Annotated in this window: 13 protein-coding genes; 1 reads left to right on the top strand and 12 read right to left on the bottom strand. The window is 65.4% G+C overall.

Translation table 11 applies throughout. The features are described from left to right. Positions 1–6: 6 nt before the first annotated feature. From ACFVT1_RS16925 to ACFVT1_RS16875, 11 genes are all read right to left on the bottom strand, one after another. Entirely contained in the window at positions 7–474 is a 468-nt protein-coding gene (locus ACFVT1_RS16925; RefSeq protein WP_389795867.1) for a hypothetical protein, read from the bottom strand. Between the two features lie 147 nt (positions 475–621). Next, positions 622–1995, bottom strand: coding sequence for a type VII secretion-associated serine protease mycosin (mycP, locus tag ACFVT1_RS16920; RefSeq protein ID WP_389795865.1), 1374 nt, complete (start codon positions 1993–1995; stop codon positions 622–624). A gap of 1733 nt (positions 1996–3728) precedes the next feature. Then, positions 3729–4310 (bottom strand): hypothetical protein, encoded by a 582-nt coding sequence (locus ACFVT1_RS16915; RefSeq protein ID WP_389795863.1) that lies wholly within the window; start codon positions 4308–4310, stop codon positions 3729–3731. Between the two features lie 1391 nt (positions 4311–5701). After that, a complete protein-coding gene (gene haaN / locus ACFVT1_RS16910) occupies positions 5702–6175 on the bottom strand; it encodes a cyclophane-containing RiPP N-acetyltransferase HaaN (protein ID WP_389795861.1) in 474 nt (157 codons plus the stop codon). A 78-nt stretch (positions 6176–6253) separates the two neighbouring features. Beyond that, complete coding sequence (locus ACFVT1_RS16905) at positions 6254–7405, bottom strand: FxsB family cyclophane-forming radical SAM/SPASM peptide maturase (protein ID WP_389795860.1); 1152 nt, start codon at positions 7403–7405, stop codon at positions 6254–6256. A 13-nt stretch (positions 7406–7418) separates the two neighbouring features. Next, on the bottom strand, positions 7419–7613 hold the full coding sequence (gene haaA, locus ACFVT1_RS16900; RefSeq protein ID WP_389795858.1) for a HaaA family cyclophane-containing RiPP peptide: 195 nt from the start codon (positions 7611–7613) through the stop codon (positions 7419–7421). 107 nt (positions 7614–7720) lie between these two features. Beyond that, the gene (haaT, locus tag ACFVT1_RS16895; RefSeq protein ID WP_389795857.1) at positions 7721–10495 is read right to left on the bottom strand and encodes a cyclophane-containing RiPP biosynthesis TPR protein HaaT; all 2775 of its coding nucleotides are present in this window, start codon (positions 10493–10495) and stop codon (positions 7721–7723) included. A 400-nt stretch (positions 10496–10895) separates the two neighbouring features. Next, the gene (locus ACFVT1_RS16890; protein WP_072487352.1) at positions 10896–11732 is read right to left on the bottom strand and encodes a phosphoadenosine phosphosulfate reductase family protein; all 837 of its coding nucleotides are present in this window, start codon (positions 11730–11732) and stop codon (positions 10896–10898) included. Further along, complete coding sequence (locus ACFVT1_RS16885) at positions 11729–15367, bottom strand: ATP-binding protein (RefSeq protein WP_389795854.1); 3639 nt, start codon at positions 15365–15367, stop codon at positions 11729–11731. Before ACFVT1_RS16885 ends, ACFVT1_RS16890 begins: the two co-directional genes overlap by 4 nt. Further along, positions 15364–16476, bottom strand: coding sequence for a DUF4007 family protein (locus ACFVT1_RS16880; RefSeq protein WP_072487354.1), 1113 nt, complete (start codon positions 16474–16476; stop codon positions 15364–15366). Before ACFVT1_RS16880 ends, ACFVT1_RS16885 begins: the two co-directional genes overlap by 4 nt. 52 nt (positions 16477–16528) lie before the next feature. Continuing rightward, on the bottom strand, positions 16529–17704 hold the full coding sequence (locus ACFVT1_RS16875; RefSeq protein WP_256260194.1) for a cysteine desulfurase family protein: 1176 nt from the start codon (positions 17702–17704) through the stop codon (positions 16529–16531). A gap of 459 nt (positions 17705–18163) precedes the next feature. Between ACFVT1_RS16875 and ACFVT1_RS16870 the strand changes: the two genes are divergently transcribed. Next, the gene (locus ACFVT1_RS16870; RefSeq protein WP_072487356.1) at positions 18164–20548 is read left to right on the top strand and encodes a DUF262 domain-containing HNH endonuclease family protein; all 2385 of its coding nucleotides are present in this window, start codon (positions 18164–18166) and stop codon (positions 20546–20548) included. A 1593-nt stretch (positions 20549–22141) separates the two neighbouring features. Here ACFVT1_RS16870 and ACFVT1_RS16865 read toward each other — a convergent pair. Then, positions 22142–22783 (bottom strand): hypothetical protein, encoded by a 642-nt coding sequence (locus tag ACFVT1_RS16865; RefSeq protein ID WP_389795853.1) that lies wholly within the window; start codon positions 22781–22783, stop codon positions 22142–22144. Between the last annotated feature and the right edge of the window lie 61 nt (positions 22784–22844).

Below are 22844 nucleotides of genomic sequence, written 5' to 3'. Positions count from 1 at the left end.
TGCGGGTCACCGCTCCTTGGGCTGGCCGCCGGCGGGCGTATCCTGGTAGTACTCGGTCTTCAACTTGGCGATCTCGGCCTTGATGGCCTCGTCGGTCCGTAGCTGGTCATTTCCCGATTTCTCGAGCACGTTGGCAAGCCCGTCGCATACCTTGCTGACATCCTTGACGTAGCGCCTCCAGGAATCGTAGACATCCTGCTGGGCTGCCGAGGTCAGGCACCCCGACTCCTTCCCGAGTCCCTTCTGGCCCAACTCCGCCTTCATCCAGGCCTTGTCAAGGTCTTCCCGCAACGAGCCGACGCCTTCCCCCGCCTTGGTCCACGCCGTCTTGTCGGATCTCAGCTTGCCGGCACCGCCGCCGCTACCACCGGAAGTGGAATCTCCGGGGTCGGCGGGTAGTTGGTTGAGCTGCATCTGCGTGGTGTGCCGCTCGACCGCCGCGGTCTTGAGCTGCTCCCACTCATCCCACGCCATGCGTGGCCCCCTCCCTGTGCCTCGTCGTACACCGACGAGCGGATATGAACGTGCGACAGCAACGTTTTGCTGATCGAGAAGTACCGTAGCGCCCGTTCATCACGTGTCCCATCTGCACCGGTAACCATCGCGCCTGAGTATCTGTACTCATGCGGAACCAGGGCCTCGGTCGGAAGAGTCGACGCTGCCTGGTGCGCTCGGGGCCGAATGCGGAGGATGCGTGAACCCTGTATCTGTGCAAGGCAATTGGCGCGGATAGATCCAGGCCGCATGGAATGACGCTGCAGGGGCCCGACGCTTGCGTATGGCTGCGGAAACCGTGATCGCCGCTCCGAGGAGTACCGCCGTCCCGATACCCAGAGTGATCCAGAGGGTGCTGTCGTCGTCCTTCGGCGCGGAGGCCGTCGTGGCGGAGTGATCATCCTTTGCCGACGCATCAGTGCCGTTGGATCTGGAGGCGTCGGGAGACGGCGACTGCGACGCTGCGGCTGCGAGGTCCGGGAGGGGGTACTCGTCGGCGGGGCCCGGATCGCCAGGGTTCTGCAGAGCGATGCGGGGGCGTACGGCACCGTAGCCAAGGTAGTCGGTGCGCTCCTTGCTGCTCTTGGGCTTGCTTGCCGTGTTGAGCATGACCCTGAGTACCTGGTTGTTCGTCCAGTCGGGGTGCTTGGACCAGATCAGTGCTGCGGAGGCGGAGGCGAGGGCGGTGGCGTCGCTGGTGCCGTGCGTCTTGCACAGTTCCGTGCCGCCGAGACAGGCAGCGAACATGTCCTCGCCCGGCGCGACCAGGTCGACTTGGGGGCCGTGCTGAGATTCCTTCGTCGCCTTGACGTTTCTGTCGATTGCCCCGACGCCCACCACGCCAGGAGTCGCTGCCGGATATTCCAGTTCGTTGAGAGCATCGCCGGTGTTGCCCACTCCCGCGAAGATCAGCTTGCCCTTGGACAGCGCGTAGGCGACGGACTCGGTCAGCTCCCGCGAGTGCTCGGTGCTGCCCTGCGAGATGTTGATGACTTGGGCGTTCGAATCCGCTGCGTACCGGATGGCCTTGGCCATGTAGGTGGGGTAGTCGTCCGGATTACCGTCACTACGGCTGCGCTCGATGAAGTCCGGGATGCGGATCGGCAGGATCTTCGCGCCCGGGGCTAGGCCGTAGGTGCCCGTGGTGGAGCCTTTGGCTCCGGTTCCGGCGATGAGGACGGCCAAGGTAGTGCCGTGGCCGTCGTAGTCTGTGCGTTCGTTGCCCGGGTGCTTGGAGAAGTCCTTCCCAGCCCCTACTTGGCCGCGTAGGTCGGCGATGTCGGCCTGGACGCCGGTGTCGATCACGGCGACAGTGACGCCCTTGCCCGTGGTGGTTTCCCACATCTGCTCGGCCCGCATGGCGTCGAGATGCCACTGCCGGTCGCGCATGGTGTCAGCGTGCGCGGGCCACACGGCAACGCTCGCCAACAGGGCCCCGGTGACGGCCGACACGGCCTGGCCGCGCCGTCTGGCCTGCGTCCTGCGAGTGCGCATGGTCATCCTTCTCGTCGTGCGAGTCCGTCAGGCCCACCCGGCAGGTGCGGCATGCTCGGTCGGTCGTCTCCGTCCGCCGCCCGGCGACTCGCGTGGCTGCGAGGGCGCTCATCGTTGGTCGGGCGGTCACCACGGTTCGGATCAGCGGCGGATGCGCCGCGGGCTGTTCCGCCGCTGTGCGGCAGTGCACTGTCTGCGGTCGCTCCACGTACGAGTCCGGCCCCTCCCGAGGTGAACCCTGACCGTCCACGCTGTCGCGACGGCTTGGGCTGCCCGCCGACGATCCCACCGGACTGCGCAGGCGTTCGGGGTCCGTTCAAGGTGCTTTTGCGGTTCGCCGTTCGGCCTTCGCCACGGAGCGGCGTGGCGCCAGGGCCCGCACCACCCGACGCAGCGCCACGGCCCATGGGTGTCTGCGGCTGGCTTGGAGTACCGCCGATAATGGTGCCGCGTGGAATTGCACCAGTCGGCTGTCCGAAAGGCGGCGAGACGGGACGGCCGCCGGTGATTCCGTTGGTACTCCTGGCCGGGCTGGGGCCGACTGGCCCGCGACCGGGGAAGGGCTGGTTACCGGACATACTGGGGCCGAAGGGGTCGGAGAGTCCGAGCCCCGGTGTGCGCGGACTGGCGGACGTAACCGGTCCGGACGGCGTAGACAGTGGGCCCCGGCTTCCGTACACGGGTCGCTCTCCACCTCCCCGGGCGCCCGGCGGAAGCCCTGCCCCGCCTCCGAACGCAGGCGGAAGCAAGCCGGTGGACGAGGGGGGCCTGCCTTCCGGGCCGCCCGGTCCTGACGGCGGCACCGAGGCGGCCGAATGAATCGTCGGAGCGGATGGAAGCGTTTCTACGCTGTCGATCGCCGTGTTCGTCGTGTCCGAGTGAGGTCTCGGCGGCGTATCCGGTGCAACGGCCAGGTCCGTCAGGTGGCGCGGCGTGGACCCCGTCGGCATTGAACTTGTCCCGCTCACGCCGGGGTCTGCGCCTATTTCCCGACCTGGCGTCTCCGCTCGCGCGACCGTCTCCTGGTATGTCCCGCCACCAGCAGTGGGGGCGGAAACGTGGGTTCCGCTATCGATCTTGGTCGGCACGAACCGCTCCGGCAGTTCCGGAAATTCAGGCGCCTCCAGCGCGTCGATCTGCTCCGTCGAGGCCGTGTACGACTGGGCCAGCTTGATGATCAGGCCGGCGGCGTCGGCGCTGTCGTTGGTGTACTGGGTCTTGGCCGTGTCCACTTCGGTGTCCGAGGGGCCGTCGTCGTGGTTGCCGACGTCCGTCGCCTTCGCAGCGTGAGCGTCGAGCACCGACCGCGCGGTGGCGCTCTGCTTTCGCAGGATCTCCAGCTGGGGCTTGACCTCGTGGAGCGTGTCCGCGGCGTGGCCGAGCCACTTGCCCGCGGTCTCGCTGTAGTCCCCCAGGCCCAGAGCGGCCAGCGCGGCCTTGTGGCACCACGTCCGGAACGCCTCGCCGCCCTCACCGTCCCACTCGACCGCCATGCTGTGCGTGTGCAGGTCGCCGCCGATGTCCTTGATTGTCTTGGCGGCCTGGGTCAGCAGTTCGCCAAGCTCCGTGGCTGTCGCACCGTCCGCGGGCTCGACCATGGCCCATAGCTGTTCCGGGTCGTGGGCCAGGAATCGGGTCTCCCTGACCATCTGCCAAGCACGGCTGCCCCAGTCAGACATGGAGTTGTCCCGCCTTCCCCGCCGCGGTCACCGTGCTGCCGCTCTTCGCCGACACCGACATCACAGGCCGCCAGCTTCCTCATCCGCCGGCTGGGATCCCTGCTGGTCACGGGCCGATCCGTTCGACCCGCCGCTGGTGCGTGCCCTCGCCCCCGGACCCATCTCGTCGGCAATCAACTTGTCTGTCTCGACCCGGATCCGTCTCAAGCGGTCGCGGATGTCGTCGTCAAGGTTGTGATAACCGCTCTTCGACGCGTCGACCGTGGCGACCAGCCCCTCGATCTGCAGCGCCAGCATCTTGGACAGCTGCTCCAGACGGGAGTGCACACGGGTATAGGAGGCGTGCAGCGCGTCGGCCTCGTCGAAGCTTCCCAGCCGTCCTTTCGGCAGGCCACCATCAGCGATTCTGTGCGGGGCTGCCTTCGACTCCTCCAGCTGGGTCAGGAGATCATCGACCCGCTTCTTGAAGGTCGTCAGCGTCTCGCCCTCGACACGCAGCGCCTGCGCCACGGCGGCACCGATACCGGCGAGGGGCCCGGGACCCGACGCGGTAATCGCGCCGCCAGCCGCTTCCAGCGCAGCGGCAGTTGCCTGCGGATCCCCCGTGCTGTCGACCGCCACCGCTTCCTCCCCGTACAGCACGTCGCCCAGCGAATACCTCAGCCGCTCACTGACAGTGCCCCATTCGTAACAGATGCAACTCAGCAAGATAGCTGTGATCTTGCATCTCAGTGGAATCCTGCTGCCACCAAGGCGTGAAGCTGGCTGAAAGCCAATCCCGCCGAGGCCTGGTGTCGCTCCGCCGCTGCCCCGTGAGACCTCCTGCACCGCGCCGGTTGAGCGAGAGCCAGCTGTTCGACTGGACGAAGAGAGTGTGCCGCGAATGGCCGATGCGAGACGTAGCCGACTGCCCGTTCAACGAAGCTGTACTGAAGGACCCCGCTGTGGCCACTGTGGCAGCAGGGCACCTGCGGGGGCATGAGCACGAGTACTCAGTTTGGGGTGTCGGATCGCACGGATACAGCGGGTTGAGGGTGACCGGTGACCAGGATGTGGAGGAGTTAGAGCACGATGGCGGAAGCGTGTTCTCCGCGGTTTCAGGGCCGCCGTGCAGTACGCGAGCGCTGCCGGGGCCGCGCAGTCCGCGAGTACCACCTGCGCCTACCGGCGCGGCGAGTTCTCCGCCACGCCCGCCGTGATCGTCCGCTCCGTCGAGGCGGCGGTGTGCCGCGTCATCTTCGACACGCCAAGCGCGACTATGCGCTTGGTGAGGCCGCCACCTCGGAGGGCTGGGGTGCAACCGCGCGTATCTCCATCTCGATGCGCAGATCACCCTCTCTGTGAGTCTTGGGGGAGACCCGAGTCCTGCACCTGGAAGCCGTGAAGGTCATGCACAGCTCGACCAGCACTTGCAGCCGCCGCGCGGCCGTCCCCACTCCTGGAGTTTGACCTGGGCGCAGGCGGTCGACCAAGTCGCTGTCCTGGCCACGATGGGGGAGCGGGGCCGCCGTAAGCAAAGGCGGCTGCGCGACATGGACCACCGACCGGAAAGCAAAGGCCTGTCCACACCCAAACCCGCAGGGCTGCAGCGACCGGCTGCAGCCCTGTGCGCGGTCACATGGCGAGCCCAGGTCGGTCACGCGCGACCGTGCCTACGGCGGCTTACATCACGACAATGCCGACTGGCACTCCTCGCACCGTCGTACCGCCTGCCGTGTGGTGTTCCCCTCTGTCGCGGTCGCCGGGTGGCTACTGCTCAACCGGTCCCAGAGCCCGTGCGGCGGTTCGGGGATCCAGCCACAGCGCGGGGCCGTTACCAACTCCTCGGTCAGGTGGGCGCAGGCCCCGGGCCGGTGCGCGTACCGCGTCGGCGAGATCAGGATCGTGTCCGCGGGGAAGCGCCGCCACTCCTGCCTGTGCTGCGGTACAGCACGTCTTTCCGATACGACCCCGTTTGGCAAGCAGGCGCATCCCAACCCGACGATGCATTCACACCGGTCGCACCGCTCTTCCTTCACAGCCGCACCCCGCCCTCAGCCCGTATTGGTGTCCACCCGGTAGACGATCTTCCCATCGAACTCCGCGAATCCCAGCGACTTGTAGAAGGCCCGCGCGTTCGGGTTGTCGCGGTCCGTCATCCACTCGACCCGGCTGCACCCGGGGCGTGCGGCGGCCAGGGCACGGAGCTCGTCCATGAGGCGGGCGCCAACGCCCTGGCGGCGGAGGGTGTCGCGGACGTAGAGCTCCTTCAGAAACAAGGAGTGGGAGGAGCCGGCCGCTGGCCAGAGGAACGAGTAGGCGGCGAGCCCGACGAGGTTGCCAGCCCCGTCCTCGACCAGGAGCGCGGACGCCAGCGGTGGCGAGCCGAAGAGCGCCTCCTCCACCTGGGAGTGGCGTTCGTCGAGCGGCTGGATCTCGGTCGATCCGTAGAACCGCTCGATCTCCTCGATCAGTTCGGCTACGGCCACGATGTCCCGCCTGTCAGCGGGGCGGATCGTCACGGTCATCGACATCTCCTGTCGCTCTTCCATCGCTTCACTCGTTCATTCCAACGCGTGATCCTGCCGTGGCGGCACGGCTCATGGCTACAGGGGCGGGGCCGCCGGATCCCAGCCATGCCGACGTAGGGAGCCCTGGACATGCCGGATGAGGTACTCCAGGTCCGCGCAGTAAACGGACGGATTCTGGTAGCCGCGGGCGGTGCTGAAGCGATGCGGGAGGTAGCCTCCGCCGCACACCTCCACCAGAGGGCAGTCCTGGCATTCCTCAGCGAGCGTGGCCTTCCCGTACTGCCGGTGCAGGAGCTTTGGATGGTGAAGGACCTCGTCGAAGGACTGCCTGAAGACGTCGATCCCCAGCCAGGAGGCGCCTTCCTCGACGGACCGCAGGGTGTCCACGCCCTCGACCGTGCCGTCGGACTCGATCACGACACTCGTCGGCGGGGCCAGACCCAGGGATTCCACCGAGCCGCGCACGCCGGAGCTGAGCGCCACGATGTCCTCCAGCATCCGTATGCCGTGCCTGTCTTCGGGCCGGGCAAGCCAGGCGTCGTAGACGCGGCTCATCCACACCCCGTACTCGGGCACGCTCGGATCGCCGCGGTGCGGTGGCTCGTCGTGCGTCCCGTGCGGCAGACCGAAGTCGATCACCGGAGGCTCGAACGACGCCAGGTAGTCGTGGATCTCGATCGGGTCGTTGGCCAGGTCCACAACGGCGAGCACTCCTGCGAACAGGTGGGGTCGGGACCGCAGGAGGTCGATGCCGCGTACGGCCGAGGCGGCGCTCGACCGGGAGGCATGGGTCAGCCGATGCCGATCGTTCGCGGACGCCGGCCCGTCGAGGCTGACGCCCACGACAACCTCGTACCGCTCGAAGAGGTCCAGCCACGGCTCCGTGAGAAGCGTCCCGTTGGTCTGCAGCTCGAAACGTACCTCCACACCGGCCGTAACACCCTCCCGTACGGCGCCGAGCAGGTCAGCCATGTGCCGGGGGCCGGCGAGTAGGGGCTCTTCACCGTGCAGAACGACATGCACGCCCGGCAGGCCGTGCGCCGCGGCGTGCTCACCGATCCTCCGCCCGGCCGCCCGTGCAATATCCACACTCATTCGGGCGGGTAGACGCTGCCACGCCTGGTCCGCGGAGTTGAAGACGTAGCAGTAGTCGCAGTTGATGTTGCAGCGATTGGCAACCTTGAGAATGAAGGACCGAAAGGGAGCGATGTTCTCGCGCGGCGTCATCGAGCGGGAGAGCTCACAGGGGCCAGGTCCAGATCAGTGAAGCCTGGTGACCACCTTCGCCTGTACGGTTCGCCGCAGTCCGCTCGGCTGCCAGTCGCTGCCGTACACGGGCGGCGACGCGGTCCAGGACAACCGAGCCCTGCGTGGGTTCCGGGGCCACGGGCGTCACCGGGGCCAGCGGCGTGGGAACGGACGTGCGTGACAGCATTCAACGCTCCTCGTGACGGTGCGCCGGCGGTTGAGTCGGCAGATCGACCCGCAACGTAGCAGTCCCACTACCTACGATGGCATGCCCAATCCGGCCACAAGCTCGGCTCAACCCGCCTGCGACACAAGCAGCCGCTCGACAGAGTCGGCCGCCCCGTTCGCGCCCAATCGCCGGTACACGGCGAGTGCTTCGCTCAGCGAGCCCTCAGCCTGCGCGGGTCCGTCTGCCATCCAGTCGCAGCGTCCGATCCCTTCCAGCGCCCGCGCCTGCTCCAACGGACAGCGGATGTCCCGAGCCAACCCCAGCGCCTGCTCGAAATATCCCCGCGAGGCGGCCCAGTCACCAGAAGCGTGCAGCAGCATCCCCCAGTGGTTCAGGACCTCAGCCTCCCCGCACCGGTCGCCGAGCTCCCGCAAAATCTCCAGGCTCTGCTGGAACGCCTCGAAAGCATGGTCCTGCTCCGCGACGATTCCGTGCGCCACACCCAACTCGCTTAGCGTGGCGGCCTCTCCGCCACGGCTACCGAGAACACGGTACGAACCCAGGGCATCCTCCAACACACGGATCGCCTCGGTGACGTTCCCTTCCATGCGGTCCAGCACCCCGAGGTGGCGGACGCTGTTCGCGCGCCCGAACCGCTCGCCGAGCTCGGTGTAGTGCTCCAGCGCCTGGGCATGGGCCTCCCGTGCCCCGGGCAGGTCGCCGGTCAGCCGCCGTACGACGCCAAGCTCGTTGAGGGCGTACGCCTGGTGGACCCGGTCGTCGAGCTCCTGATAGATGTCGAACGCCTGACGGTGCCGCAGCGTGGCCAGCTCATACTCACCCATGAGGCAGTGCACGATGCCCAGGTCCCGCAGCGAGTTGGCCTCTCCGTAGCGGTCACCCAGCTCGCGATAGATCGACAGAGCCTCGGCCTGCTCCTCCACCGCCACGTCGAACTGGCTTGTCTGCCGACGCACCATGCCGAGGTCCGCGAGCGCGTTCGCCTGGCCGAGCCGGTCGCCGATGTCGCGGTAGAGGGCGAGGGCCTCGGTCTGGGCGCGGGCCGCGGCGTCGTTGTCCGCGATCATGTACGAGACGATGCCCGCCTGGTTCAGAGCGTCTGCCTTGCCGCGTCGCTCGCCGACTGCCTCGTACTCCGTAACCGCCTCGTTCAGGGCCTCGATCGCCTCAGGGTAGGCGGCCATGAAGCGCCGTACGACTCCGACCTCGGCGAGCGCGCAGGCCAGCGCGCGCCGGTCGCCGGTGTGCCGGGCGGCCTCGGCGGCCGTGCGGTGAAGGCTGACGGCCTGGTCCCACGGGCCGGCCTGCCGCAGGAAGGGGGCCATGGCCGCGGCCATACGGATGACCAGCTCATGCAGCGCGAGATTGTTCGCTCGCCGGATGCAGGCAAGGACGTTCGCCCGCTCGTTCTCCAGCCAGCCCAGGGCCGCCGTACGCGACTCCATGGGCGGCGTCTCCACCTGCGCGGCGACGCCTGGTGGCGCCGGTGTGGCAGCGCCACCGCGAAGGATGTGTCCGTTCGCGACAGAGAGGGCGGCCAAGTAGTAGGTGCACACGCGCTGAACGGCCTGAACTTGTTCCATGGTGCCTCCCTCGTCGGCGAGACCGCGGGCGTAGTCGCGTAAGAGGTCATGAAGCCGGTAACGGCTTCCAGGGTGTTCGTCGATCAGATGGGCGTCGTAGAGCGCGTCGAGTTGTTCGTGCGCCGCGGCCACCGAGACTGAGCCGAGCGCGGCACCGGCGTAGGTGTCGAGGTCGGTACCAGGGTAGAAGCCGAGACGCTGGAAGAAGCGCTGCCGCTCCGGCGCGAGGTCCCGGTAGGACAGGTCGAACGTCGCGGCGACCGCGCGCTCCCCGGCCCGGAGTTCTCCCAGCCGGTCCCGTGCCGCCACCAGCCGCGCCCGCAGGTCCTCGGCGCTCCACGACGGGTGATGGCGCAGCCGCGCTGCAAGCAACGAAACCCCCAGCGGCAAATATCCGCACAGCCCCACCAGCTCCGCGAGCACGGCATGGTCGAGCGAGTCCGCCGGCCGCCCGCTGAGGCGTACGAAGAGGTCGACCGAGTGCTCCGGCGGCAATGCCGCCACCGGCAGGACCACCTCCTCGTACGCCGCCAGTCGCTTCCGGCTGGTCACCAGCACGAGACAGCCGCTCCCGCCCGGGAGCAGAGGCTCAAACTGGCGATAGCTGGCCGCGTTGTCGAGGATGAGGAGCGCCTTCTTGTCCGCGAGCCGACTCCGCCACATGGCCGCCCGCGCCTCGGCGACCGCGCCCACGTCGTTGCCGACGGGAATCCGCTGTACAGGCACCCCGGTCGCGGCCAGCAACGAAGCCAGCGCCTCGGTGGCCTGCACCGGCGCGCGTCCAGTCGTGTGCCCGTTGAGGTTCACGAACAGCTGCCCGTCCGGGAATCGTTCCGACAGCACATGACCGGCGTGCACGGCGAACGTTGTTTTGCCGACCCCCGGCATTCCGTCGATCACATGCACGGGCAGCGCCGAGCCGCTTTCCTGCGAGATCCTCACGGACCGGACCAGCGCCTCGAGTTCAGCGCTCCGGTCGGTGAACGCCGCGGTGTCGCATGGCAGCGACCGCAGCACCAGGGCGGCCCCTGGAGGTTCCGACCCGTTCCCCGGCTGATGCGGCTCAGGGGACCGCAGGGGCGTGCGGGTCTCCGACAGCGCGGCGAGCAGCATGGTCAGCCCGACCGTGGCCCCGCCCAGCACTGCGAACGAGAACCAGGCATGCCGCTGCAACCACCCCAACCAGCCTGGCCACTCCGACTCGGACACCGCGTTCGTGACGAGTCCCACGAGCATCGTTGTAACGGCACCCCCGGCTGCCACGACGCCGATCGTGATCCCCCGCCGGAGTCTCATGCGCGGGCCGCCCGTCCACCGAGCGGAAAGACCGAATCCGTCTTGCTACCGAGGGCACGACACATCGAACCGAGAATAGCCCTGACCACGAAGCCCCCCGAGTCCGACACCCCAACTCCCCAAGCGCATCAGCTATGGAGGACCTTGGCAAGGCCACCTCTACGCCAATAAACGCCCTGCTTCAGGCCGCTTGCCTCAGAGGAGGAAGGCGCCCGGGCTTTCCCCGGCTCGGATTTCTAAGGTGGCTCCGTCCCACCCGGCCCGTTCGGCGGTCGATGCGCCTAGATTCCGGGCTGGACGACATGACTCTGGAGGTCCTTAGAGAGGTCAGTGGCCTGCTGCACCAATAAGCCAGCGTGCCCGGTTGCGAAGCCGCAGACCGGGCACTGGCTGTTACCTATCAGAGATGGCAAACCGCGCAGGCGGCATCGTCGTCGTCATCGTCTAGTGCGTTGGACAGGATTTCCAGCAACGGACGGTTCGGCTTCTGCCGCTTAGCCGCACGCTCAAGTGCCACCTGATGCTTAGCCTCGATGTCCTCTCGCCGCTCTATCAATTCGTCGAGAGACTCCCCCTGTGACCAGGTGTACTTGCGGTCCTGCATGGCCGTGTCCTGGTGTTTGACCTTGTTCTCGTAAGCTATGGCCTTCTCAAAGAGCTCCGGATGCCGGTCCTTCAGTCCAACCCACTCATGCTTACGCTGGAAGAAGCAGAAGTAGCAGCCGGATCGGGTGCGCCACTCGTAGTAGCCGGGGAGGCCGATGCCAGCCTCGTCGAGGATTCGATCCACTCCCGCGCGATCAATACCGTCCTCGCGGAAGGGGAAGACGGCGGTGATGTTCGGCTTGGTGCTGACGTAGCCGAGTCGGTTCTCGTCGGCCCGGATCGCCACGTACGAGATGGCCTCGTCGTCGCCGATCCATTCCTCAAGAGGCTTGATCTTCAGGTTCTTGGTGCACCAGCGCATCTGGGGGCTGGGCAGCGTCCCCTGGTAGACCTCAAGCCAGTGATCGAAGTCCCGGGACGAGTTGAGTCGCTCGATGGGCTTGCCGAGGGCGCCTTCGAGACGGTTGAGGTACTCATATGTCTCGGGCAGCTCGGCGCCGGTGTCGCAGAAGAAGTACTCCATCTCCGGTACGCGGTCTCGCATGTAGATCGCGAGAGATGAGGAGTCCTTGCCTCCCGAGATACCGAGTACGTGGCGCTTCTTGCTGTTGGAGCTGTCGGTGTCTGTCACAGCTGCTCCTTCTGCTCGGATGCGACGCTGTCCTGGCCGGACAGGTGCTCGGCCAGGGCGGCAAGCAGGATGCGTGCGCCGTCGGGGCCCAGTGCTTCCTCAGCTTGCCTGATGACACTGACAACGAGCTCGTCTGCGGCATTCCGCGACTTCTTCGGGACATGGATAAGCGTGCGCTCTTCCGTTCCCTGTGGGGTGGTGAGGGTCAGCAGGCGAGTGTCGATCTGGCGCTGCTTCGGCTTAGAGCGCTTGCTGACTTCCCTGACGGCCTCGTCGGCCGGCTCCTCCTCCACGGCGTTGTAGAGGTGGCTCACGCGGTCCAGCGCGCGCGCCCTGTCCCGTACTACTCGGGGGAAGACGTCCACGTCACGGTCTGTCCAGTCGCCGAGTGCCTGGTTGACGAGTTGGACCACAACCGTCCCGAGCCAGTCGTCATCGGGAAGCATCTCGTTGAGCACTCGAGTCACAAAGCCGTGGAGGCTGACTTCGAGCGAGGCGTCGGCGAAGCCGCGCATGCGCTCAGCCAGGCCAACCCGCAGTTCGCCGATACTCGACGCGGGGAGTCGAAATTCCTGCGCCAACGTATTCACCACGTGCTGGCACAAGCTCGCGCTGGCGTCGGTGAGCTCGTTTAGCGCAGCCGTGAGGCGTACGACGTATGCCTCCGCTGTCTCGGAGTCCTTCCGCGTGCTTGGGGTGACCTTCTCAAAGCCGAGTGCCTCGGGGAGTTCCTCGAAGACCAACTGGTCCGGGTCGGTCGCTTCGGATAGCACCTTGCGGACCACGAGGGTGTCTTCGCTGAGTCGGCGGGTCTTGCGCGAGTATTGGTCCAGGACCATCACTCGTTCCAGCATCCCGCGGGTGACCGCCAGCAGTGCCGGGTTCCGGTTGGCTCGGCTACGGGGGATGTCGACGCCAAGCGACGTGACGAGGCCATCGAGTACGAGTCGGCGCTGGCCGCGGTCGGCCGGAGTCGCCTTGAGCGCGAAACGCTCCGGATTGACGTTCAGGCGCTCCATGATCGGGGCGGTGAGACGAGGGCAGTAGTTGCCTTCCTCGAAGACCGCAACGTCGTTGCCGCGCAAGACGAGCGCTGCGACGACCAGGATCGGGACAACGCCAGCCTTCACGCCGTACGGAGGAGCCATGAGCCGCTCGTAGATCTCTACGAGGTTGGTTGGCTCCGTGGCTTCGCTCAGTGCCGCCTCGAGAGCCTCCCAGACAGGCATGATGCTCTCGTTCGTGGCAGCACTCGGGCGGGACATGCCGTGTGTGTGGATGCTGCCTTCAGAGTTCTGACCGCCGTTGACCTCGCCAGCGGCGCGATGCAGTCCGAGGTGCTCAACGACGCCGTCGTACAAGGCACGTTCTGCGGGGAACTTGTCGTGAGGCCAACCGAGCAGGGGCAGCCCTGTCTTCTCGATCATCGACGTGAGGACTTCGCGGCGCGTGCGGGCTGCGTTGCTGGTGAGCTGGTGGCGGCCCACCATCTCGTTCCGTACGTGAGGGGTCTGGTGATAGACCACGTTGCACGCTTCGGATACGAGCCCTGCGTAGCTGCGGGCCTTGAGCTGCTGGGCCGGTTGCCCGTCGGTCTCCTCGCCGCTCTTCCACAAGTACCAGCTCGACTCATCGCTTCCCGGGCGGAATGCTTCGGCGAGCATGGCGGTGATGCGCTGGGAGAACTCTCCGGCCCGTTCGTTGATCTCCCGCCGGGCGACGTGGTCGAGCTCCTCATCGCTCATAAGGTCCTGAAGCGCCACGAGGGTGTTGCCGACGTTCAGTACCGCCTGGGGGTTCTTGGTCACACCGATGACGACCGGGAGCGGTGAGTCGACCCGGGGGGTGCTCTTCAGATCACCGAAGTGGAAGACGAGCATCCCGTCGGCCGCATCCTGCACGACCTTGGGGCCTCGTAGCTTCTCGGTCTGGTGGCTGACGGCGGTCACGAAGTGCCGCTGCATGCCGGTGAGCTGGCTGTGCGCGCCCGCAGCAACCGCGTTCGGGAGGACATTTGTCCCGAGGTGCTTGTTGAAGTAGCGCACTACGTCGTCGGGTTGGAGCTGGATAGCGATCTCGCGCACCCGGGCATCGATGTCGACGTCGGTGCCTTGCCAGATCCGGTATTCGTCGCTGTATGAGCGGTGGACGACGAGCCCGTCCTCCACCAGCTTGTCGAGCCTCTTCTTCAGCTGGTCGAACCGCTTTGTGTCGGTCGCGTCGGTCGGGTCGTTCAGTGCGAACTGGATCATCGCCGGCGTGGCGCGCAGGAGTCCGTCGGCGTCGATGAGGTTGAGTACGCCGATCGCCTTGAGTAGTTCCTGATCGGCTTCGGGGAGCCCGTGGGCTTCCTCGAGGCGGGCGTTGATCTCCAGCCATCGGCTCGCCTTGGAGGAGGCGAGGATCGTGGTGCGCCCGGCGGAGAAGAAGAAGTCGTACAGCTGCGGGATCCGGATCGTCGAAGCGCGCTCCGGCGCCTCGTCCGCGCAGGTGTCGAGAGTGCGTCGCACCGTGTGGGGCTCGTCGTTGACGAGGAAGCCACTGAGGCTTCGGTCGTTCTGGCCGATCTGTGTCGCCATGAGTGGGGCTGCTACGGCGGTGAGCGGGTGCAGCGGGTACAGGTTGGCGAATGACTCCGCGGTGATATCGACGACGGAGTGCAGAGAATGCTGGCGCCAGATGCCGTGGGCCGCCTGCGCCTGCGCGGCTACGAGCTTCCTCCCCTGTTCCTGCACCGATGCGTGGGCCAGTTTCCTCTGTAGAAGGTAGACCGCGTCACCGAGGTTGGGGGCGAAGGTGACGTCCTCGAAGCGCCCTTGGATCTTGGCCCATTCCTGGGTCTGGACGGAGTTGGACTGAGAGGCGTAGTCCGTAAAAGCCAGGTGCTGCAGGGTGAACATGAAGAGCGGCAGCCCCTTGGCGCCGGCGCTCTTCTCCGCGAGGATTTGGAGCAAGTAGACATCGCTCTCGGCATGGCTGCCCTCGCCGCTGGAGACGAGATATTCCAGCGTCTTGCCGAACTCATCGATGATCAGGAGAAGCGGTGCCTTGCCGCACAGCGTGGTGACTGCGTGCAGCAGGCTGTCGGTCGTCGGGATGTCGGTCTCCGCGCAGGCAGCCATGGCCGTCGCGACGTCCTTCGGTACGCGCTTCCTCCACCTGCGGTCCACAGCGGTCTGAAGGGCCCGGTGGATGGTGTCGGCCAGTGGTTCTCTGCGTGCTGTGGTGACAGCTCCCAGGAAACCTTCTGCCGCGAGCGCCTCACGGTTCTCTGCGATCTCCTGCGCCAATGCGGCGTTGGTCGCAGCTACCGCCTCGTAAGCAGTGGTTCGACGCTCAGCGTCGTGACCCAGGAATGCGTCGATCAGGTTCGACAGAGTCGACTTGCCGGAGCCGTAGGGCCCGGTGAAGGACCAGGCGCGATTGCGCTTGAGATCTCCCAGGGCATTGCCAACGCGGTCCAGGACGTCGCCAGCGCGCACGCCGACGTACGGGGAGTGGAGGTCCTGGACTCGGACGTCGCGTTCCAGGTTGGTGGAACGGAACTCCGTTCCGACGAAGCTGATTCCTGTAGGGATCTGGATTCCCGCGCCTTTCCGCTTGGTGCGGGAAGTTGGCTTGGTGGCCGTGGTCACGCGAGCTCCTTGATCATGTCGGGCTGCTGGGGGATCTGCCCCTGTGCGGCCTCAGCGTCGTCGGCCGTGGTCTTATTCAGGCCGGGGTTCTGCTGTGCCCACTCCTCGGGAGAGGGGAAGCCTTCGCGGTCACGCACGCGGCCGTACTGCTCGTCGAGGATGTCCCAAGCGAGGGTCTCCGGGTTGTCCGCGAAGCGCAGGCTCCGCTGCCCGAGCGACTCCACGATCTCAAGCTGAGGGTGGCTCTCGACGAGGGCTTCGATCGACCTACCAAGCTCCGGCTCGCGCATGTGGAAAGCGCGGCCAGGCGCACCGGGCTCGCTGGCGAGACGGGCAAGCGAGATGGAGTCCGGCTTACGACTGAAGCGAGCCGCGTAGTCGAGACAAGCGTGCACGAGGACACGGGGCGGGAGGCTGGGGCGGATGCCGCTGGTAAAGCGGTACGTGCGCTCCTTGCCGCGGCCTCCTTGGAACTCCAGAAGTCCCAACTCACGGAAGGGGCACAGGAGGGAGTCCTCGAAGCTGCCGGGCGAGAGCGGGTTCGCGTCGGGGTCCGGCGCGTACATCTTGATGAAGCACTCGACGTCTCGGCTGATCGACTCAGGCGCCGGCCACTTGTCGCGGTCGAAGCTGTTGTGTACTTCACGCGTGATGAGGGTGGTCATTTCCTCGACCGTGACCCGAGCGAGCGGCGCGAGGTGGAACATCACGTACCAGCTTGGGGCGAGGCACTTGGCCTCCTTGCTTCCTGATACCAGCCACCAGTGCAACAACCAGAGGCTGCCCGTGTCCTCGAGGTAGGGGTCGGCGCCCTCTTCGTCCAGGAGCCATCGGGCACGCCATGTCGGGGTGGCTGCAAGCGCCCGCGCCTGTAGGTCGGCGCTGCGGTACTCGTGGCTGAGCTTGAACGCCTGCGACCAGTAACGCATGGAATAGACCATGTTCTTGCCCACCCCCAAGCGCACGAGCGCATCAGGGGAGTGGAAGAGCATCTCGTCCTTCTTGACCTGCAGGTATGCCTTGTGCAGCCAGCCGAAGCGCGGGGGGAAGCTCTCGTGCCTGTTGAATTTCAGTCCGACGATGTCGGAGGAGAGGCGGCCTTCTGGCATTACGGTCGAACCCTTCAGTTCAAGGTGAGAGTGCGAAGTCTTGGGGCGCCGGTCAAGGGCTGTCGGTGGGATACATAGCGGTGTGTACAGAGGTGACAGCCCCAACTGTGGCTTCAACGGCGCGGCGAATTTCCTGCTCTGTCGTGGCATAGCCCAACGAGAAGCGGATGGTGGAGTCGGCGTCCTCCCGGCTGAGACCCATGGCGACCAAGACATGGCTCGGGCTCGGTGCCCCGGCGGAGCACGCACTGCCATCGGATGCGGCTACGTCAGGCATCGCAGCGAGAAGCGCGTCGGCTGGGACACCCGGAAAGCTGATGCTCGTGACGCCGGGTAGCCGTGGTGCCGCTGCGCCATTGACGTGGCTTCCAGGGAGCTGCGCCAGGAGTTCGCCCTCCAGGAGATCGCGCAGCTTGGTGATGCGGGGTGCTTCATCGTCGAGCTGTCGGTGAACGGCCTCGGCTGCGGCTCCCATGCCGGCGATGCCAGGGACATTGAGCGTTCCAGCGCGCCAGCCGCGCTCATGGCCTCCGCCGAAGACCAGTGGGCGTTGAGTCAGAGGAGTGTTGCGACGAATGAACAGTGCGCCAACCCCCTGTGGCCCGCCGAACTTGTGGGCAGACAGTGAGAGTAGATCGACGTCGAGGTCACCCAGGTCGAGGGGAAGGCGGCCAACGTACTGTGTCGCGTCCGTGTGGACGAGCGCGCCTGCCAAGTGTGCGGCCTCGATCACGGGAACAAGATCGACGATCACTCCGGTCTCATTGTTCGCCAGCATGATGGAGACGAGGGCCACCCCGCCCTGTTGAAGCGCAGACCTGAAGGCATTCAGGCCGATCTGCCCCTCGCTGCCGACGGGCAAGATCGCGAGGCGCCCCGGAGCGTCCCCTGTGAGCGCTCGGGCGGTTTCCAGGACAGCCGGGTGCTCGACCGCCGAGGTGATGATGCAACCGCTCTGGGCATAAGCAGCCTGCAGCGCAAGGTTATTGGCTTCGGTTGCCCCCGAGGTGAAGATGAGCTCACCGGGGGAGCAGTTCAGCAGTTCAGCGACCTGACGACGTGCTTTGTCTACCCTGGTCGCAGCGTCACGGCCAGGGTGATGGATGCTGGAAGCATTGCCTACGGCGGTGAGGGCTTCGTATGTAGCCTTGAGTGCCGCCGGGCGCATTGGAGTGGTGGCGTTGTAGTCGAGGTACACCGACTGCACGCTGTATGCGTCTGATGCCATAGAGTGCCCCACCTGCCGCGATTCGCTCCTTACGTCACTCCTGGTGGCTGTTCTCGCCGGTAGCCCATGCTCCACCAGGAGCGCCCTGAGATCCTAACGGACGCACGTACCCCTTGAGGCAAGCTCGCTGGAACAACGCCTTTCAGCCACGCGGAGCATCGACATCGCTACGGTCCGAGCCGAAGATTTTCCGAGCGGCCCCCGAATGCCAGCACCCCGGTCTAGGCTTGATCGAGTGTTGCAGCTCATACGCGTCCGATGGTCATGGCGTGCGCCCTTGTCAAAGGGGGGTGGGTATGCGGTCGAGGTCGGGGGGCTCGCATCGCAGCACAAGCCGGATAGTGATGCATCCCTAGCGTGCGCGTCACAACACCGGTTTTCTCCCCGGCGGATGGTAAGGGTGCTGCGGCGGCTCTGCAGGTTCGCGGTGTCGTCAGACGAGATCACGGGAGATCATGGATGGAAGCGCGGGAGATCTTCGATGCTGCGCCGCGGGCAGTGGCAGAATTCCTCAGCGAAACGGGGCAGGGACTGTACATCCCGCCCTATCAGCGGGCGTATAGCTGGGAAAATGCGAAGGTCAAACGGTTGATCGCTGACGTCGCCCACGGACTTGAGCAGATCACGGAGTTTGAAGACTCGATCTGCTTCCTCGGAACCGTGATTGCGTTGCGAGATCTGCAGTACACGACAGTCGAGCCAATCGATCGCCCCATGGTGCCCCCCAAGGTCATGACCATCATCGACGGGCAGCAACGACTCACTACGCTGCTACTGCTGACCACGGTGTTGCACGAAGAGATCAGTGTCCGCGCCGGCAAGTTGCCCAAGACCGACGGTGAAGCGAGAGATTGGTGCTACAACCAGGCCATCGACGTTACGAGTCGATTGACCGACACCTTCGAAGAAGACATGCGGTACGGCAAGGGCGACTTTCGCTACTACCCCCGCATGGTTCGCTCGTACCACGACGTCTGGTCCCGAGATTCAGGTAGGGCAAAGTACGACTCCCCCATCGGGTACTACCTGCATCAGTACGGTCGGTACGCGCGCGACGAGTCAAACCCGAAGGACTACAAGCACGTCTCTTTTGTCGAGGGCGAAGCCGCGGACGCCAACTCTCAGGCCCACAAGACACTTGAGAGTATCCGGGCCTTCGTTCGCAGGACACTTCGCAGTGCTGTCTCTCCATCGAGAAACACGCGAGAAGACGAAACCGAGATTCCGTCGACCAGGGCAATTGGCGAGTCTCAGAAGCTGCAGGAAGCTCTGTTCAACAGCCCGTTCCCCGCAGCCGTGGTGGAGGCCGCGAACGGCGACGATCGTATTGGCTCACTCCTCCGCCTGATCGTGTTCGCCAACTACCTGTTGAACCGAGTGACTGTCGCCGTAGTGACTGCCAAGCGCGAAGACTACGGGTTCGATATGTTTGAAGCTCTCAATACGACGGGGCAGCCGCTCACTGCCATTGAAACGTTCAAGCCAAAGGCGATTCAGAACGAGGGCCTCAACGAGTGGAATGGATCTGATTCCTACACCTACTTCGACACCGTCGAAAAATACCTCGACGGGGCAACCTCGGCTGATCAGCGGCAGACTGCAACAAGTAACATCCTAATCCCCTTCGCCCTACTCCATGATGGCCAGCGACTGAGTAAGAGGCTCAGTGAGCAACGGCGGTACCTGCGAACTGCTTTCGACAAAGAGCCGGACAAGGTGGGGCGCCGAACTTTCCTGCACGCCTTGGCCGAGGTAACCCGCTTCGTATCAGGTCCCTGGGGCGCTCCAGAGAGCCTCCCGGAATATGCCGACGACGCGCTACGTCAACAAGCGGCGCTGTGCTTGCAGGTACTCGGCGAAGCGAAGCATGACATTGTGATTGCCCCGCTTACCCGGTACTTCGCTGCGCACCAGCTGAGCTCCGGTGAACACCTCGACCGGCAGGCCAGCGAGTATCTAACGGCCGTACGGGCCTGCGGAGCCTTCTTCGCCCTGTGGCGTGGTGCGTTCGGAGGCACACATGGCATTGACAACGTCTACCGCAAGCTCATGACGTACCACGCCACGAGTAGTGGTCCTCGATTCCCACGCTTCGGCCAGCAACTCACGACCGTCCCACCGGTTGAGGACATGCTGGGCTTCCTACGTCAACAGCTGCAAGCTGAGGGCATTGATGGCAAGAGCCAGTGGGTTGCCAAGGCAGCAGCCACACCGGTCTACACCAGCAATCGCCCCCTCTCCAGGCTGCTGCTGCTCGCAGCCTCAAGTGACTCCGCTCCAGACGAGGGAAGCCCTGGCCTGGTGACACAGGGAAGGAGGGGACTCCTCAGCACGCTGAACCTGAATCGCTGGAACAGCACTGACTTCGCCACCATCGAGCACATCGCGCCCCAGAATCCCGGAGCCAACGGCTGGGACATCAAGATCTACGATGACTCGACAACTGTGCATACCCTCGGAAACCTCACGCTTTTGCCGACAGTCGAGAACTCGTCAGCCAGCGACCGGTCGTGGGAGTTGAAGCGGCTGATGTTCCGCGCCCTTTCCGCCACCACGATGGAGGAGGCGGAGAAGACTCTCGCGATGGCGTCCCGTGAAGGGATCTCTTTGGGGCAAGGAGCAGAAGCAATCATCCACCGGGCACGCTACCTCCCCCTCGTGTCGTCTCTTGCTAGGCGAGACGAGGATTGGACCGAGGAGTTCATTCGTGAACGGTCTAATCGGCTTTGCGGCCTAGCATGGGATTCCCTTGCGCCATGGATTGGCCTTGAGGTGGAATCGCAAGGTTCTACTATTCCTGGACAGCGAGATTCGCTCCTTATCCCCGGTTCCGACCGCGCATAGCTTGCGTGGGGTCCGCCAGTAGTCTGGCGGACCCCACACAAGCCAGCGCGTAAAGTTGGGGCTTCGCCCAGGTGCTTTCCGCCTGTGCCAGACAATGCGATTCGTAGCACGTTGATGGGCCATGCGTCCCCGATTCGCTTCCAGATTTTCGGTATGACGCGCTGTTCGTCTCGCACGGTCGGCAGGGTTGCGAGACTGCTGTCGCCGCTGACCGAGCCAAGTTTCATTCCGATGGAGTCCTGCGCTGCCTTCAGCTCGATCGATTGAATGGTGCGAGTCAGGGTGATCTTGATGGCATATGGTGACATCTCTCTCTAGTTCGAAATAAGTAAAGAGAAATCGGCCCATCGGGGATCCAGCCCTCTACGTAACCGATGGTGAGTAGTACCACCCCCTCCGGATGAATTTGCCGCCTACGCCTCCTCAAGTCCGTGAGTTCCCACCGAGTGTGGGACGCGGATTTACGTGTGACTTCCCTGCTCTGCTCATCGCTGATGCGGACGATAAATGTGCGAGTTGCTGTGACGCGATCGAATTCCCAGTTGTCGCCGAACCGGGACTGTCGCAAGCCATATGTGGATTCGAAGCGGGGGTCCTTGAGTTGGAATCGCTCGGCGAGAAATTCGACAGCGGCCCTCCGGAAGTCCGAGCCTGCGTTGATGCGCACCTGTGGGACCGTCCAGCCACTACAGCACCCACCGCACAGCAGGAGCCGGTGCTGGTCGTCGAGGAGCAGCAGGTAGGCGCGACGGTCGAGCCGGGGCCACGGAATGAAGGGCGAGGGCGTAGGCACAGCTGTAACCCTGCATCCATGCTACTAGAGTAGCAACCTGCGGGATGGCACCTGGGTGACGACGCCGGTGCAGGATCCGCGACCGCACCTGTGGCGCTCGTGCACTGTCAGGCGAGGTGGGGGCGGTCGGTGGAGTTACCTCGTTGCAGCTGTCGTGACCCGCAGAAACTCTGGGGAGGCGTTTTGGAAACGTGCGATCGCGTTTGGTGGCGTCGCAGCTCGCCGGCTCTGACCTGGGACGACGGAGTTTTCGACAGATCCCACGAAGGCGAAGGCGGGGGCTTGTAGGAATCCTTGAAGAAAACCCAGAGAGTGGATCTTCCACTAGGCGTACAAGCCCGTTGGTCGGACGAGGTGTGGCACCTTCCGTGTTCTTGCCTGGACGGGCGGTGCGGCGTACCAGTGGCCAACCAGGGACAGCCTAGCGGATACGGGTTGATGGGGAGGTCCTGTATCGGGTTGGTTGGGCGGGGCGCTCCCGGCAGGCTTCTGACCTGCTGATTCTTTGGTGTGCGGGTGGCCGGAGGGAAAGGATGCGTGATCGGCGCTGGCGATTTATCCGTTCCGGGTGTTCTGTCAGTTGCTGGCGAGGGGCGATGGGTGCGGTGCGCGACCGTGTCCCGCCATGAGTCGAACGGGAGTATGGGCGCGAACGGGATGCCGCGAGGGCTTGCTTGCTGCTTCCTGGAGCCCATGGGCCGGGTTTCGCCAAGGGGCGCCCGGTTTGCCCGGGCGTCCCTCAGGTGCGGAGGCACGGAGCATTTGTCAGTAGGAGTTGCCGGTGGAGACCGCCTTCGCAGTTACTCCTTCTTGTCCTCGCCCTCGGCCTCTTCGTCAGGTTCGGTCGGGGTTTCGGGCCCGTCGGGTTCGTCAGCCGGTGTGCTGCCATCGGGCGTGACGCGGTCGTCGAGGGTGATGGTCACTGGCTGGCCTGCCACGGACAGTTCGGTCAGGCTTTCCTTGACGGGGTCGTAGAGAACGGTGGCCAGGTCCTGGTCGCCGTCTCCCTCGGATGCGGTTTCCTTGACCGAGTGCAGGGCGATCAGGAGCGCGATCAAGGAACGTCCGGACAGTGCAGCGCGGACCCGCATTTCGCCCTGGCCGAGGACCTGGGCCGGTGCCCGGAAGTGCGGCTGCCGCCCGGCATGGGCCGTGATGAACTCCCAGGCGTCCCGGTGGCACAGCACCGTCGCGGATGAGGCCCGGGCCGTTTCCCGCAGCAGCGCGCCGTGCCCCTTGCTCACCTCCACCGCGGTATTCGCGGCGGCGGCCTGTTCCGTCCCGGCCCGCAAGGAGGCGGTCTCCTTGCGCAGGGCGGTCAGCTCGGCGTGCAGTTCCTCCCTTGCTTTGTCCGCCTGCTCGCGCAATCCGCCGAGCACCTCGTCCATGTGTGCCAGCCGGCATCGCGGGCGCTTCTTGCCCAGCCACCCATCCTCGGACATGACGGGCGCGGAGTGGGCCGTGGTCCGGTCGCTGCTGCCGGGGCCTGGGATCCGGGCGCGG

This window comes from Streptomyces sp. NPDC057963 (assembly GCF_042887155.1).
In the GTDB taxonomy this organism is placed as follows: domain Bacteria; phylum Actinomycetota; class Actinomycetes; order Streptomycetales; family Streptomycetaceae; genus Streptomyces.
The sequence above is the reverse complement of the archived record's forward strand: the minus strand, read 5'-3'. Positions and strand labels throughout refer to the sequence as shown.